Genomic DNA, 14356 nt, shown 5'->3' on the forward strand with positions numbered 1-14356 from the left:
AAAAGCACCTGATGAAACGAATTACCATTAAAGATTTATCCAAATTCCTATCCTTGTCGACTTCTACGATATCAAGGGCACTTTTGAATGACAAAAATATCAACCCCGAAACTCAGAAAAGAGTTGTGGAAGCAGCCAAAAAATTAGGGTATAAACCAAACGCGACAGCTTTAAGCTTAAAGTATGGTCAGACAAAGAATATTGGGCTTGTAGTTCCTGAAATGATTACGCCTTTTTCATCAAAAGTTCTTCAGGGAATTCAGAATATTTTGTATCCGTTAGGATATAGGGTAATTATCACTCAATCGGACGAAAATCCTTTAATTGAAAGGAAAAATCTGCAACTTTTAGAAGAATTTAATGTTGATGGAATCATTATTAATCTATGCCATGAAACCTACAACGAAGATTTATACAAAGAGATTATGGATAGAGGGATTCCGTTTGTTTTTTTTGACAGAATTCCGAGTAAAACGCTCGATGTTTCAAAAGTTGTGGTGGATGATAATATTAAAGCGTCTTTGGTAGTTGAACATTTGATAAATACAGGCAGAAAAAGGATTGCTCACATCATGGGACCTTCAACAATCCGTAATGCGATCGAGAGGGAAATGGGTTACAAACGTATTTTGACTAAACATAATATTTTCGATCCTGAACTGATCATAAAAACAGACGGAATGATGTTCGATGCCGGAGAAAATGCTGCGAAACAATTATTAGACAAGAAAATTGAATTCGACAGTATTTTTGCTTTCAGTGATACGCTGGCGATCGGAGCGATGAATTACCTTCTTGAACAGGGAATAAAGATTCCGGAACAGGTTGCCGTTGCAAGTTTTTCAGGAACGGAATTAGCAACAATTGTGCATCCGAAATTAACAAGTGTGCAGCAACCTTTAGTTAAAATGGGCGAAACTGCAGCGCAATTAATTTTAGAAAAAATAAAAGATATTTCTGCGCCCAATCAAACAATTGTTATGGATACGGAATTGGTGTACAGAGCCTCAACTTTTCATTAAGTTTTTAATATTCAGAAATATATAAATCTGATTTTAATATTTGATTTAAAATTTTCTTAAATTGAACTAATTGTTATCGATTTATTTAGCTTAAATGGAATGGCTTTTGCTCGGTAGCACCTATAAACATTAAAAAATCAATTACTATGAACTTAATTATTCGACTGTTCGTAACTGCGATAGTTGCGTATCTTTTAACCAAAATCTTACCTGGAGTACATTTTGAAGGTTTCTCAACGGCAATTATTTTTGCTATCGTTTTGGGAGTTTTAAACCTTATCGTAAAGCCTGTTTTAAGTCTTTTCGGACTTCCGCTTACAATTATAACTCTAGGATTATTTGCGTTGGTGATCAATGCGATCATTATTTTGATAGCAGATTATTTCATTGACAGTATGACTGTAGATGGCTTCTGGTGGGCATTTATTTTCAGTATTGCACTTTCACTAGTTACTTCATTGGCGAATTCTATGTTCTCGGATGGAGATTAAAATAAAGCGTTAAATTCATATCAAATAAAAATCCGTCAGCTAAAAAACTGACGGATTTTTTTGTTTTTATTTCTTTATAAATTTTAAAAGAGTGACGTTTCCCTGCTGATCTTTTAATTTTATAAAATAATTTCCTGATGTAAGGTGACTGATCGATATTTCCTTTGAAGAAAGTTGATTTTTAGAGATCACTTTTCCGGTTACATCAATAATTTCATAGTCTTTAAAATCCTTGTTCGTGTTGATTTTTAAAACATCAGAAACCGGATTGGGATACACTTTTACCAATGTAATATTCTTTTGAGCTTCATCTGTGTTCAAAAACAGACATGTAGGCGGATTGCTAATTTCCCCGTTTGTGAAATCATAATATATTGTGCTTCCCGCAGGAATTATGTTGGTACTGATAGCTCCCGGAAGATTTTCCATGATAAAACAATTGGTAAACCTTAAATTAGCATTTTCATAATAACCTACAGACTTATACCAGCCGTCGCATCCTGTATTCTGCATTTGTGATCCGGGCCAGAAAACATCAACCACTCCTCCGTTCACAGAATTTGGATTCACCATATCAGTCATTACACAAGCTCCATTTGTCCAGCTGGAAGGTGGTTTAAAATAAATGTTAGAATTTGGAAGAGCTCCGGTATAATATTTTTTAGTGAACACAGACGATGTACCTTGCCCGTTCACTAAAAATGCTTTAATTTCCTTATTCTGATTGATCATTACCTGCAAACTATTTACTGTTGAGCTAGAACTTAATGTAGGAGTTGTCCCATCTGTAGTATAATAGATTGTCCCGTTTCCCGTAACTGTAACTGGATAAGGATTGCTGTAATGTGTACCTCCAGGGGACATATTTATTTGTGAAAAAAGAAATAATGATGAACAATGTAATGCGATAAGTAGAATTTTTTTCATGGTAATTAGTTTAAATAATTAAGTGTAAAAATAATAAAATATAAATTATAACTGCTTCTTTAATTTGAATTTTAAAACACATTTACATACCTTTGGAAATCTTTGAATTAAACAAGAATCTATAAGATCGCTATACGATTTTATAGGTCGTAAAAATGAATATCAATATATGAAACTTAAGTACAGTCTGCTGGCTTTGGCAGCTCCGCTCTTAATGAATGCACAACAATTAATGACTCCTGAAATCCTTTGGACTTTGAAAAAAGTTGGAGTACAGGCAGTTTCACCGGATCAGTCTTCGCTTATTTATAAGGTAGGACAAGTTGATTTAAAAACAGAAAAAACAAAAAGTGAGAACTATTTTCTAAATGTTCTTAATAATCAGGCTTCTAAAATCGATTTGGGTAAAAAGGCTCTTATTCAGTGGGATAAGAACGGAATTTACGCTCAGGAAGGCGATAAAATTTTCCTTTCAAAGGACAGTGGTAAAACCTGGACTGAATTTTACACGATCGGTGAAGTTGATAACATTGTAATTTCTCCGGACGGAAAGAAAATTGCTTTCAGTAAGCAGGTTTTGGTTGAAAAATTAATGGGGAAAGATAAATATGCTGACACTCCAAAAACAACCGCTCAGGTTTATACAGACCTAAACCACAGACACTGGGATTATTTTAATGAAGGAAAATACAACCACGTTTTTGTCGTAAATACTTCGGCAGCTGTTGATTCTGCAAAAGATTTATTGGAAGGGAAAACTTGGGATTCTCCTCAAAGACCTTTTGGTGGAGCAGAAGATTTTATCTGGAGCCCGAATTCTTCTCAACTTTTATATGTTACAAAACCGAAAAGCGGTAAAGAATATTCAACAAGCACGAATACAGATATTTTCGCTTACGATTTAGCTTCAGGAGCAACTAAAAATCTAACTGAAACGAATAAAGGTTACGATGTTAACCCAAAATTCAGTCCGGACGGAAAGTCTTTGGTTTGGCAGAGTATGGAAAGAGATGGATATGAAGCGGATAAAAATGACATCAAATTGATGGATTGGAAGTCTGGTAATACCTCAAATCTTACAAAAGATTGGGGCGAAAGTGTTTCTGGAGATGTTTTTTGGAGTGGAGATTCTAAAGCAATTTACTTCACAGCAGCTTTCAGAGGAACAAAACAATTATTTTCTTTAGATCCTAAAAATGCTAAAGTTCAGCAAATTACAAAAGGAGATTTTGACGTAAATGAAATTTTTGCTGATAATAAAAATTCATTGGTTGTTGGAAGAACAGACGTAAATCATGCAACAGATCTTTTCTCAGTAAATCTGAAAAATGGAGAAATGAAGCAGGTTACCGAAGCTAATAAAGACATGTATTCTAAATTAGCTCAGGGAAAATCTGAATTGAAAATGGTGAAAACAACGGACGGAAAAGAAATGGGCGTATGGTTCCATTATCCGCCAAACTTTGATCCAAATAAAAAATATCCGACTTTAGTTTATTGCCAAGGTGGTCCTCAATCTGCATTAACTCAATTTTTCAGCACAAGATGGAACTTTGCTTTAATGGCAGCAAACGGATACATTGTTGTAGCACCAAACCGTCGCGGAATGCCGGGTTGGGGAACAAAATGGAACGAAGAAATTTCTAAAGACTGGGGAGGACAGCCAATGAGAGATTATTTGGCAGCGACAGATTTTGCTAAAACGTTACCGTATGTTGACGGTGATAGAGTAGCCGCTGTTGGAGCTAGTTACGGTGGTTACAGTGTATTTATGTTGGCTGGAATTCACGAAAACAGATTTAAAACGTTCATCGCTCACGATGGATTGTTTGATATGAAATCTTGGTACCTTACAACAGAAGAACTTTGGTTTGCGAATTGGGATCTTGGTTCTCCATGGGAAAAACCGCTTCCAAAAGCATATACAGAATTTAACCCAAGTAATTTTGTTGATAAATGGAATAAGCCAATCATGATTTTCCAGGGTGGAATTGATTTCCGTGTACCTTACGAGCAAGGTCAGGAAGCTTTCCAGGCAGCGAAATTGAGAGGGTTGAAATCTAAATTAGTTTATTTCCCGAACGAAAATCACTGGGTGCTACATCCGCAAAACGGTTTGGTTTGGCAGAGAGAATTCTTTGATTGGTTGAAAGAAACTTTATAATTAAGTTACAATCGAATTTAATTGTTTAAAATATCAATAGGAGCGGGCTTTAGCCCGCTTTTTGTTTGTATTTCATTGCTGAGTGTTAACGCCTTTGCGAACTTAAAATATGAAGTTAGTTTGTGAAAAAGCTTTGCGAACTTTGCGTTAAAAACAAATTAAAAATTTTAAAAATAGCTATATTTATAAATGCAAAACAGAATCTCATCATTTCCACCGTTCATTGATGATCAATCTGAAATTTTAATTTTAGGTTCAATTCCCGGTGTGAAATCTTTGGAAAAACAGCAATATTATGCTCATCCTCAAAACAAATTCTGGAAAATTATTTTTGAATTATTTAATGAAGAGTTTACAGAAAATTAAGCTGAAAGAATTACTGTTTTAAAGAAACAGCATATTGCGATTTGGGATGTTATCGATTCTTGCGAAAGAAAAGGAAGCCTTGATTCTGAAATTAAAAACGAAGAAGCCAATCAGATTGGAGAATTGTTGGAGCAATACCCAAACGTAAAAGCTATTTTCTGCAACGGCGGAAAATCATATAAAAATCTACAGAAAATTTTAGGAAAGAATTATAAGCTTCCTATTTACTTACTGCCTTCAACAAGTCCGTTGCATACAGTTTCTTTTGAAAAAAAGTTAGAAGAATGGAAGGTTATTTTGAATTTTTTATAAATAATTAAAGCTAGATGAGCATAATATCAAATAGTTGAAATTTAGCATAAGGTTTGTTATTCCGAAGGAATCTAGCCTGTTTTGTAGAGATGCTTCGACTTTGCTCAGTATCTTCAAAACTCTCAAACTCTTCGAAACTACAACCCTCAAACCCTCCAATCTAAATACTCATTCAATCCTTTCAAAAGCTCCAATTGATTCTTAGTCCTATCCAAATTATGTTCAGCATATTTTGTTGAATAATAAACACTTCCATTTAAATAATCCGTCAAAAAGCGAATCTCCTGAATGTAAATTGCCACTTGAGCAGCATAATCAAGATTCTCAGATTCTTCCGGAGTTAATTTTTCTTTTAAATGAAATAAAAATCCTTCTTTTACGGCATTATAAATTTCAGAATTAAAGTTATTTTCAGCATTTCCGTCATCTTCATTTGTTGTGTTGGTATAAGATTGAATCATCGTTCCAAAATCATATAAAATGGTAGAAATCATCACAGTGTCAAGATCGATAACGGCTATTGCTTTATGATTTTCATCAAACAAAATATTGCTGATTTTGGCATCGGCATGAACTATTCTTTTAGGTAACTTATTATTTCCAACCATTTCGATCCATTTATCAGGTAAAGATAAAAATTGGTTGGTGGTTTCTATTTCAGTTTTGGCATTTTCAATTAAATGAGGATCTGCGTTTTCTAATGCATTTTTATAATCATTCATTCTTTTCTCAAAATTGAGGAAATCGGGCAACGTTTCTTCAATGCTGGGAAGGGTTTCCGTATTTATTGTGTCAAGAAAATGACTGAATGCCTTTGCTGCTTCAAAGGCGATTTCCGGTGACGGAACTTTAATAAAAGTCAAACTGTTTTCAACAAAACTCTGCATTCTCCAAAGCTGTAAATTTTCGTCCTGCACCAGAAATTCTTTTGAAAGAGAAAGAATTGGTTTAATAATATTCAGTTGATAATCATTGGATTGCAACAAACAATTAATCTGTAAATGATTAATAATAATTGAATTTGAATTTTTAAATACTTGATTATTAATTTTTTGTAAGATAAATTTTTGATCAGTATCCTTATTTTCTACGATAAAAGTAGCATTGATCAATCCGTTTGTGATAGAATCGACCGTATAATTTTCAGTAGTAATGAATTGTTGAACAATATGATCTACTTCCATAAATTTTTAGGATATCGGTTATTCTGAATTTCTCTTTCAAGATAATTTTTAATAATTTCTTTGTCGTCTGCGTAGGTCATTCCCATCCATTGTGAAGGTGAAGATTTTACTAAAACTTTTATCTTATTATCATCCATCATTCTTTGAACAGCAGACGGGATATAAAATTCTTCTTTAGGTAAAGGATCTGCCTGAATAAAATCATTAAAATACAACTCCAAAGCGTTAAAAATTTCAGGATGAAAAATAAAATAATTCATTGAAACCAAAGTTTCGGAATCAACTTTTATATCTTTTCCGTTTTCAGTATAAATAATTGAATTTCCTTCTTTGCGAATCGAGGTTTGTTCTTCAACTTTTATTAAATAACTCTCGGAATCTAATGTGCAGATTCCTCTCGCAACCGTACCATTTTCGCTCAATGTTGTAGCTAAATTATAGGCGACAATTTCAAATTGTGATGGTGAAATATTTCCAAGATCAATTTCCTTTGAAGCAAGCTGATAAACCTCTTTTCCATAAAAATCATCAGCATTGATGACTGTAAATATTTCATTAATAACCTCTTTTGCGCAAAGAATAGCATGTCCGGTTCCCCAAGGTTTTTGTCTTGTGGAGTGATCGTAATTTTTGGGCACAAACATTTCCTGTTCCTGATAAACAAAATGCAGTTCGAAATTATTGCTTTTCGAAATTTTTTCAAGCCTTTCAATATAACTTTCAGGAATAAAACGGTTGAAAACCACAACTACTTTATTGAAACCTGCTTCCAGCGCGTCATAAAGAGAATATTCCATGAGAGGAGATCCGTTCTCTAAAATTCCGTCTACCTGTTTCAGACTTTTGTATCGGCTGCCTAAACCTCCGGCTAATATGAGAAGTGTTTTTTTAGAAATCATCTGTCATTCCAAATACGGGTTTACGGTTTTTCCACTGTCCTTTCGTGAAATCAGGAATATCAATTGCCTGACCTCCTTTTGCGATGGATTTTTCGCTGAGCGGAGTGATTGAGTACCAAGTCGCCAAGTCATAAACATCCATTGGGAATTCTATATTTCGTTTGATACATTCTATAAAAGTGTTCATCACGAAGAAATCCATTCCGCCATGTCCAGCTCCTGTAGCCATATTTTCATATTTTTTCCACATTGGATGATCGTTTTCACTTAACCATTTTTCAGGATTGTCCCATTTATGAGTGTGATTCATAATTTTTTCGAAATAAATATGTCCCTCACTAGGTCCTCCCGATCCGAAATCCTGCCAAAGTCCTTCCGTCCCCTGAACCCTGAATCCTAGGTCATAAGGTCTTTGTAAGCTTGTATCATGAGTTAAAAGGATGGTTTCTCCGTTTTCACAGGCAATTTGTGTGGTTACAATATCTCCCTGATGAAATTTTACTTTTGCATTAGGATGATTTTCGCCACCTTTTGCATGTTCTACAATATATTTATGCAGCCCGACAGATTTTGATGAAAATGAAGATAGTCTTGTTAATCTATTTCCGCGGTTGACGTTCATCATCATAGAAACTGGGCCTAATCCGTGAGTAGGATAGAGTTCGCCATTTCTTTTTACATAATGTTCTGTTCGCCATTTTGCTTCACTGAATCCTTTTGCTCCAAACTCAACGCCCGAATTATAAGGAGTAACTCCATCATTAAATAAAACGCCGCGAAGATCATGCTCGTAACCACCTCTTCCGTGAACTAACTCTCCAAACATTCCTTTACGAACCATGTTGAGAACGGCCATAATATCTCTTCGATAGCAGACGTTTTCCATCATGAAAATAGGAACTTTTGTTTCTTCGTAAGCTTTTACAAACTCCCAACAATCTTCAAGTTTGATGGCTCCGGCAACTTCCATTCCTACAATTTTTTTGGCACGCATGGCTTCTACACCTTGTGTCAAATGCCATTCCCAGGGAGTTGCGATTACGACTGCATCTATATTATTTAACTTTAATAAATTTCTATAATCATATTCGCCATTTGAAAACTCTTTTGCGACAGGTTTACCGTTGTCTTTAAGTATTTTCTGACATTCGGATAGCATGATTTTACTGGGATCTGCAAAGGCGATTACTTCAACATCATTACGTTTTGCGAGTAATTTTACATGTTCTCGTCCGCGAAGTCCGACTCCGATAAAACCTACACGAATTTTTTTGTTAGATTTAAAACTTTCAGAATAAGCGAATAAAGAATTGGGTAAGACAAGAGCACCAAAAGTTGCCAATGCAGTTGTCTTGATAAAATTTCTACGGGAATTATTCATCTGTGTATTTTTATTTTTAAAGATATTAAAATATTAATATCAAAAACTTAATTATATCAAATTATGACCATGGATAAAGCAATTAGTTACGATCTGCGAATCTTTTTATTCTATTTTAAATAAAAGGTCTGTTCTATATTATAAAACAGACCTTTTGCTTAAAGATTTAAATAATTCTTCTTTTTATAGAACAAATTTCTTCGTAATGTTATTGTCCGTAGTATGGAGTTAATAATTTTTCTCTCATTTTGTTTAAATATTTAATATCTTTTGTGTTTGATAAAATAATTAGCGTAACATTTTTATCAATCAAATGCACCCAATTTGCACTGTGACCGTACCCTTCACCTTGACGTTCTGCAAATAATGTCTCTACAGAACCGAATTTTTTAGGATAAACCCAAAAACTGAATGCAGTATCTCCAAGTTCTTTATAAGGAGTAAGCATCGTATCCACAGTTGTTTTTTTAAGTAAAGTATGATTGAAAATTGCCTGATCGAAAATCAACAGATCTTTTGGAGTAGAATACATAGCTCCGGCACAGTAAAGATTATCAATATAAGTATTTGTGGGCATGTGAAGTGAGAAAGCATCAGATTCATCGGCAGAATAGCCTTCATCAATATTTTTAACAATATCATTATGATGCAGAAATCCTGTGTTCTGCATTTTCAGAGGAGTTAATATTTGCTCCTTTAAAACCTCATCAAATGGTTTATTATATATTTTTTCAATGATTTTTCCAAGTAAAATATAATCACCATTGTTATAACTGAATTTTGTTCCCGGTTTGTCGATCAGTTTTTCAGATAAAAAAGTGGTGATAAAATTATCAAGATCCCAAATTGTATTGTCATAAGCCTGATGAATAAATTCGGGCGAGCTGATGTCTTTATGAAATCTTCCGCTGCTGTAGGTCAACAAATTTCTTATTGTTGCTTTTTTCGCAGCTTCTCCTTTGTATTCAGGATAATAAGTTGAAATCGTAGCATCTAAATTGATTTTTCCTCTCTCGTACAGTTGCATAATAAGCACAGCTGTAAAAGTTTTAGTAAGAGAAAAAATATGGAATCTGGTTTCGTCAGAAAAGTTAATGCTATACTGTCTGTTGGATAGACCTTTATAAGTAAGCAATTCAATATTGCCGTTTTTTGCTAATAATACAGAGCCATTGAAATTGTCTTTCTTCACACAGGAATCGATTGCTTGTTCGACTTTTTGTATTTGTGAATAAGCTATGTTGATGGTGATCAATAATAGCACAGTCAATAAATTTTTCATGGATGTATATTTTTAACAATATTGAATTACTTACATTGTAAAAATAATTAATTATTAATGACTTGATTAAAACTAATCATAATAATTATTTTTCAATAGAATATACTTCCTCGTAAGGCTGAATAAGAACCCAACCATGACCAGAAAACTTCATTTGAAATTCTTCTCCGCTTCCTCTTCCGATCAGGCTTTTGAAAGATACATTAGTTTTCAGTTCAGGACTTAGATTTCCAGACCATGCAACAGTTGCGTTCGGATCTGTGAAAACCGGAGCATCAGGAGTAACCAATAAAGTCAACGGATCACCGTGAGTCGTGATCGCGATATGACCCGTTCCTGAAAGTTTTACCTGAAATAATCCGCCAGACATCATTCCTGCAACGCTTTTTAACATGGTGATGTCATTTTTAATGCTTTGTTCGTGAGCCAAAACATCATTTCCGTTGACACAGACAGATTCATTATTTAAATGAAGGATACGAACTTTTTTTCCTGAATCGGCAACGTATAATTTTCCTGTTCCTTCTGCTTTCATCAGTTTTGCACCTTCACCGCTGATCGCTTTTTTCAAAAGATTTCCCAGCCCGCCGGAAAGCATTCCCTGTTTCTCAAATTTTACATTCCCAACATACCCGACCATGCTTCCTGCTTTGGTCCATACAGATTGGTTGTTTAGGTTGATTTCTAAAAGTTGTGGTTTTTCAAGTTCGAAATAGTCTCTTTCCTGTGGATTCTCTTTTGTTTCGTTAACGAAAGCTTCAATTGAATACTTACTCATGTGTTTAAAGTTTAATTTTTTAATGTTCTCAAAAATAAACTTTTTTCGGCTTGAAAAGTACCGTGATATTACGGTTTTTAATATCATGTTAAATAATACTTGACAAAGGGGTATCCAATGTCGTATATTTGCAACTCGAAAATTACACCTTGTAATTTCATTAAATTTTTAAACCGTAATTTAAAAAATGAAAACATCAGATTTTAATTTTGATCTTCCTGAGGAATTATTAGCAGAACACCCATCAGAGCACAGAGATGAGTCTAGATTAATGGTTCTTGACAGAAAAACACAAACTATCGAACATAAATTATTTAAAGATGTGGTTGATTATTTTGATGAAAAAGATTTATTTATTTTCAACAATACTAAAGTTTTCCCTGCACGTCTTTATGGAAATAAAGAAAAAACAGGAGCTAAAATTGAAGTTTTCCTTTTAAGAGAGCTTGATAAAGAGACTCGCGTTTGGGATGTTTTGGTAGATCCGGCAAGAAAAATCAGAATTGGTAACAAATTATTCTTCACAGAAGACGAATCTTTGGTAGCTGAGGTTATCGATAATACTACTTCTAGAGGAAGAACATTGAGATTCTTATTTGATGGTTCTTACGAAGAATTCAGAACTAAATTAAAAGAATTAGGAGAAACTCCACTTCCAAAATACATCAAAAGAGCAGTAGAGCCTGAAGATGCTGAAAGATATCAGACAATTTATGCTAAGATTGAAGGAGCGGTAGCGGCGCCAACTGCTGGTTTACACTTCTCAAGACATTTAATGAAGAGATTAGAGATCAAAGGAATTGATTTTGCTGAAGTTACGCTTCACGTAGGATTAGGAACTTTCAACCCAATTGAAGTTGAGGATCTTTCTAAACATAAAATGGAGTCTGAAGAAATCATCATCGATGAGAAAAATGCAGACATCATCAACAAAGCAGTAGACGAGCACAGAAGAGTTTGTGCTGTTGGTACAACAACAATGAGAGCGTTGGAAACTTCTGTTTCTTCAAACAAGAAAATTTCTGCTTTCAACGGTTGGACGAATAAATTTATCTATCCGCCTCACGATTTCGGAGTTGCAAATACAATGATTACTAACTTCCACACGCCAAAATCAACTCTATTGATGATGATTGCAGCGTTTGCAGGAAGAGATTTCATTATGCAAGCTTATGAAGAAGCCGTAAAAGAGAAATATAAGTTCTACTCTTACGGTGATGCAATGTTAATTTTATAAAAAGATAATAGGAAATAGGATTTAGGGCTTAGTTTGTCCCTAGATCCTGATTCCTAATACCTAAACCCTCAAATGAAAGATATCCGTACTTTATCACTAGACCAGCTTAATGACTACTTTTTGACGTTAGGTGAAAAGCCGTTTCGTGCAAAACAGGTATATGACTGGTTGTGGAGTAAAAATCTCCATTCGATTGATGAAATGACGAATCTTTCGAAAACACTTCGTGAAAGAATTTCCGAAGAATATACTATAAATCCTGTTTCTGTTGATCAGCTTCAAAGAAGTACAGACGGAACCATCAAAAACGGAGTGAAACTTCACGACGGATTGTTGGTAGAATCTGTTTTGATTCCTACAGAAACAAGAACTACAGCTTGTGTTTCTTCACAGGTTGGATGCTCATTAAACTGCGAATTCTGTGCTACAGCAAGACTGAAAAGAATGAGAAATCTTGAAGTTGCTGAAATTGTAGACCAGGTTGCCTTGATCGATAGCCAGAGTAAAATGTATTTCGAAAGACCGCTTTCCAACATTGTTTTTATGGGAATGGGAGAGCCGATGATGAATTACAAAAATGTAGTGGAAGCCATCCGAAAAATCACCCAGCCGGAAGGTTTGGGAATGTCTCCAAGAAGAATTACCGTTTCTACATCGGGAATTCCAAAGATGATCAAAATGTTGGCTGATGATGATTTGCGCGTGAAATTGGCGTTGTCCCTTCACTCAGCAATTGAATCTAAGCGTAACGAAATCATGCCGTTCTCGGATAAATTCCCGTTAACGGATATTATGGATTCTCTTCAATATTGGTACAAAAAAACAGACTCAGTAATCACTTTTGAATATTGTGTTTGGAAAGGTATTAATGATGGCGATGAAGATATTAAAGCTTTGATCAGATATTGTAAACAGGTTCCTTCTAAGGTTAATTTAATTCAATACAACCCGATCGGCGACGGAAAATATGATAAATGCAACAAAAAGGCAGAAGAAAATTATGTTCAACAGCTTGAAAATGCAGGGATTACTGTCATGATTCGAAAGAGTAGAGGTGGAGATATTGACGCAGCTTGTGGACAACTGGCCAACAAAACGGCTGATGCTGTGAATTAAAATTTCATTAAAAAATCAAAAATAATTCTTAACGATTTCTTAAAATCCTACATTTGTATAAAACTAATGTACAATGACGGATTACTTTTTAGGTGAAGACGGATTAGAAAATGTCTATGCTTGGTCGATCCCGATTCTTGCTGCTGTTATTTTGGCGGAAATGATCTACAGTCATATTTCTGAAGCCAAATTATACAATGGAAAAGACGTTGCAACAAGTGTTTTTCTTGCATTGATGAACTTCGGACTGGATCTTTTGATGAAGGTTTCCGCGATGGGGGTCATGTTTTTCTTTTACAATCACCGAATTTTTTCCTGGGATTTTACAATCTGGTATTGGCTGATTTGCTTTGTAATTACAGATTTTGCATATTACGTTCTTCATTATGTTGATCACCATTCAAGAGCATTTTGGGCGGTGCATATCACGCATCACAGTTCGGAATATTTCAATTTGACGACAGGTTTCAGAAGTCCTGTTCTGCAACCACTTTATCGATATTTATACTTTTCTCCCTTAGCTTTTTTAGGCTTTAATCCTTGGCATATTATGGTTGTTTATGCAATTGGTCAGGTGTACGGAACGTGGGTTCATACACAAACGGTAAAAACGATGGGAATTCTTGAATATATTTTGGTGACCCCTTCTCATCACCGTGTTCATCACGCCTGTAATATCAAATATCTCGACAGAAATATGGGAATGTGTCTTATTATTTGGGATAAAATTTTCGGCACTTTTGAAAAAGAAGATCCCAATGTTCCTGTGAAATACGGAATTTATCCAAAAATGCCAGATAACAAACCTGATACAGTTCTTTTTTATGAATGGAGAAAGATTTGGAAAGATATTAAACAACCAGATTTAAAATTTTCAGACAGAATTAATTATCTTTTTAATTCTCCCGGCTGGAGACATGATGGAACCGGAAAAACGGTAAGACAATATCAAAGAGAGCATTTGGAAAAGCAAACTAGAAGACAGAAACTGAAGAAATCAGCTTGATTCTTCAAACACAAATAAGCACAAATGTTTTTCACAAATCACACAAATCTCTTCTAAGAATTATATTACCAAACAGTTTGTCATTGACTACGCCGAATCTTCGATTTCTGACGAAGGAAGGATCTCAACATTAATTGTAGAGTCTAGATTCCTGCGGAATGACAAAGTGGGCACATAAATTTGTGTAATTT

Annotated in this window: 12 protein-coding genes and 1 pseudogene; 7 read left to right on the forward strand and 6 right to left on the reverse strand. The window is 34.5% G+C overall.

The genetic code is table 11. From position 1 onward, the window contains the following. Positions 1-11 precede the first annotated feature (11 nt). Together A0O34_RS16240 and A0O34_RS16245 are read left to right on the forward strand one after the other, a co-directional pair. Positions 12-1022, forward strand: coding sequence for a LacI family DNA-binding transcriptional regulator (locus A0O34_RS16240; RefSeq protein ID WP_066759774.1), 1011 nt, complete (start codon positions 12-14; stop codon positions 1020-1022). Between the two features lie 146 nt (positions 1023-1168). Further along, positions 1169-1513, forward strand: a complete 345-nt coding sequence (locus A0O34_RS16245; protein ID WP_066756856.1) for a phage holin family protein — start codon at positions 1169-1171, stop codon at positions 1511-1513. A gap of 66 nt (positions 1514-1579) precedes the next feature. On the opposite strand, the gene A0O34_RS16250 is transcribed toward A0O34_RS16245, so the two are convergent. Next, positions 1580-2440, reverse strand: coding sequence for a T9SS type A sorting domain-containing protein (locus tag A0O34_RS16250; RefSeq protein ID WP_082891181.1), 861 nt, complete (start codon positions 2438-2440; stop codon positions 1580-1582). 169 nt (positions 2441-2609) lie between these two features. Between A0O34_RS16250 and A0O34_RS16255 the strand changes: the two genes are divergently transcribed. Then, the gene (locus A0O34_RS16255) at positions 2610-4604 is read left to right on the forward strand and encodes a S9 family peptidase (RefSeq protein ID WP_066756867.1); all 1995 of its coding nucleotides are present in this window, start codon (positions 2610-2612) and stop codon (positions 4602-4604) included. A gap of 189 nt (positions 4605-4793) precedes the next feature. After that, positions 4794-5282: pseudogene (locus A0O34_RS16260) on the forward strand (DNA-deoxyinosine glycosylase). Positions 5283-5428: 146 nt separating this feature from the next. Here the strand turns inward: A0O34_RS16260 and A0O34_RS16265 are convergent. The 5 genes from A0O34_RS16265 to A0O34_RS16285 all read right to left on the reverse strand — a co-directional run bounded on the left by A0O34_RS16265 (position 5429) and on the right by A0O34_RS16285 (position 10806). Further along, positions 5429-6466 (reverse strand): phosphotransferase enzyme family protein, encoded by a 1038-nt coding sequence (locus A0O34_RS16265; protein WP_066756871.1) that lies wholly within the window; start codon positions 6464-6466, stop codon positions 5429-5431. Then, complete coding sequence (locus A0O34_RS16270) at positions 6457-7365, reverse strand: nucleotidyltransferase family protein (protein WP_066756874.1); 909 nt, start codon at positions 7363-7365, stop codon at positions 6457-6459. Before A0O34_RS16270 ends, A0O34_RS16265 begins: the two co-directional genes overlap by 10 nt. Then, a complete protein-coding gene (locus A0O34_RS16275) occupies positions 7355-8746 on the reverse strand; it encodes a Gfo/Idh/MocA family protein (protein WP_066756878.1) in 1392 nt (463 codons plus the stop codon). The genes A0O34_RS16270 and A0O34_RS16275 overlap by 11 nt, the downstream gene beginning before the upstream one ends. A gap of 208 nt (positions 8747-8954) precedes the next feature. Further along, a complete protein-coding gene (locus A0O34_RS16280; protein ID WP_185097265.1) occupies positions 8955-10028 on the reverse strand; it encodes a serine hydrolase domain-containing protein in 1074 nt (357 codons plus the stop codon). Positions 10029-10113: 85 nt separating this feature from the next. Further along, entirely contained in the window at positions 10114-10806 is a 693-nt protein-coding gene (locus A0O34_RS16285; RefSeq protein WP_066756880.1) for an AIM24 family protein, read from the reverse strand. A gap of 187 nt (positions 10807-10993) precedes the next feature. Between A0O34_RS16285 and queA the strand changes: the two genes are divergently transcribed. The 3 genes from queA (at position 10994) to A0O34_RS16300 (ending at position 14165) form a co-directional block, all read left to right on the forward strand. Then, positions 10994-12043, forward strand: coding sequence for a tRNA preQ1(34) S-adenosylmethionine ribosyltransferase-isomerase QueA (queA, locus tag A0O34_RS16290; RefSeq protein WP_066756883.1), 1050 nt, complete (start codon positions 10994-10996; stop codon positions 12041-12043). A 72-nt stretch (positions 12044-12115) separates the two neighbouring features. Continuing rightward, a complete protein-coding gene (rlmN, locus tag A0O34_RS16295) occupies positions 12116-13159 on the forward strand; it encodes a dual-specificity RNA methyltransferase RlmN (RefSeq protein ID WP_066756886.1) in 1044 nt (347 codons plus the stop codon). Between the two features lie 73 nt (positions 13160-13232). Further along, on the forward strand, positions 13233-14165 hold the full coding sequence (locus A0O34_RS16300) for a sterol desaturase family protein (RefSeq protein WP_066756889.1): 933 nt from the start codon (positions 13233-13235) through the stop codon (positions 14163-14165). Positions 14166-14356 lie beyond the last annotated feature (191 nt).

Origin of the sequence: Chryseobacterium glaciei, from assembly GCF_001648155.1 — a bacterium.
Lineage (GTDB): Bacteria > Bacteroidota > Bacteroidia > Flavobacteriales > Weeksellaceae > Chryseobacterium > Chryseobacterium glaciei.

Bases quoted from the DNA above. Each gene is read 5' to 3' on its own strand.
- A0O34_RS16280 (WP_185097265.1), bottom strand. From the start codon at position 10,028: ATGAAAAATTTATTGACTGTGCTATTATTGATCACCATCAACATAGCT.
- A0O34_RS16270 (WP_066756874.1), bottom strand. From the start codon at position 7,365: ATGATTTCTAAAAAAACACTTCTCATATTAGCCGGAGGTTTAGGCAGC.
- queA (WP_066756883.1), top strand. From the start codon at position 10,994: ATGAAAACATCAGATTTTAATTTTGATCTTCCTGAGGAATTATTAGCA.
- rlmN (WP_066756886.1), top strand. From the start codon at position 12,116: ATGAAAGATATCCGTACTTTATCACTAGACCAGCTTAATGACTACTTT.
- A0O34_RS16300 (WP_066756889.1), top strand. From the start codon at position 13,233: ATGACGGATTACTTTTTAGGTGAAGACGGATTAGAAAATGTCTATGCT.
- A0O34_RS16255 (WP_066756867.1), top strand. From the start codon at position 2,610: ATGAAACTTAAGTACAGTCTGCTGGCTTTGGCAGCTCCGCTCTTAATG.
- A0O34_RS16265 (WP_066756871.1), bottom strand. From the start codon at position 6,466: ATGGAAGTAGATCATATTGTTCAACAATTCATTACTACTGAAAATTAT.
- A0O34_RS16240 (WP_066759774.1), top strand. From the start codon at position 12: ATGAAACGAATTACCATTAAAGATTTATCCAAATTCCTATCCTTGTCG.
- A0O34_RS16275 (WP_066756878.1), bottom strand. From the start codon at position 8,746: ATGAATAATTCCCGTAGAAATTTTATCAAGACAACTGCATTGGCAACT.
- A0O34_RS16285 (WP_066756880.1), bottom strand. From the start codon at position 10,806: ATGAGTAAGTATTCAATTGAAGCTTTCGTTAACGAAACAAAAGAGAAT.
- A0O34_RS16250 (WP_082891181.1), bottom strand. From the start codon at position 2,440: ATGAAAAAAATTCTACTTATCGCATTACATTGTTCATCATTATTTCTT.
- A0O34_RS16245 (WP_066756856.1), top strand. From the start codon at position 1,169: ATGAACTTAATTATTCGACTGTTCGTAACTGCGATAGTTGCGTATCTT.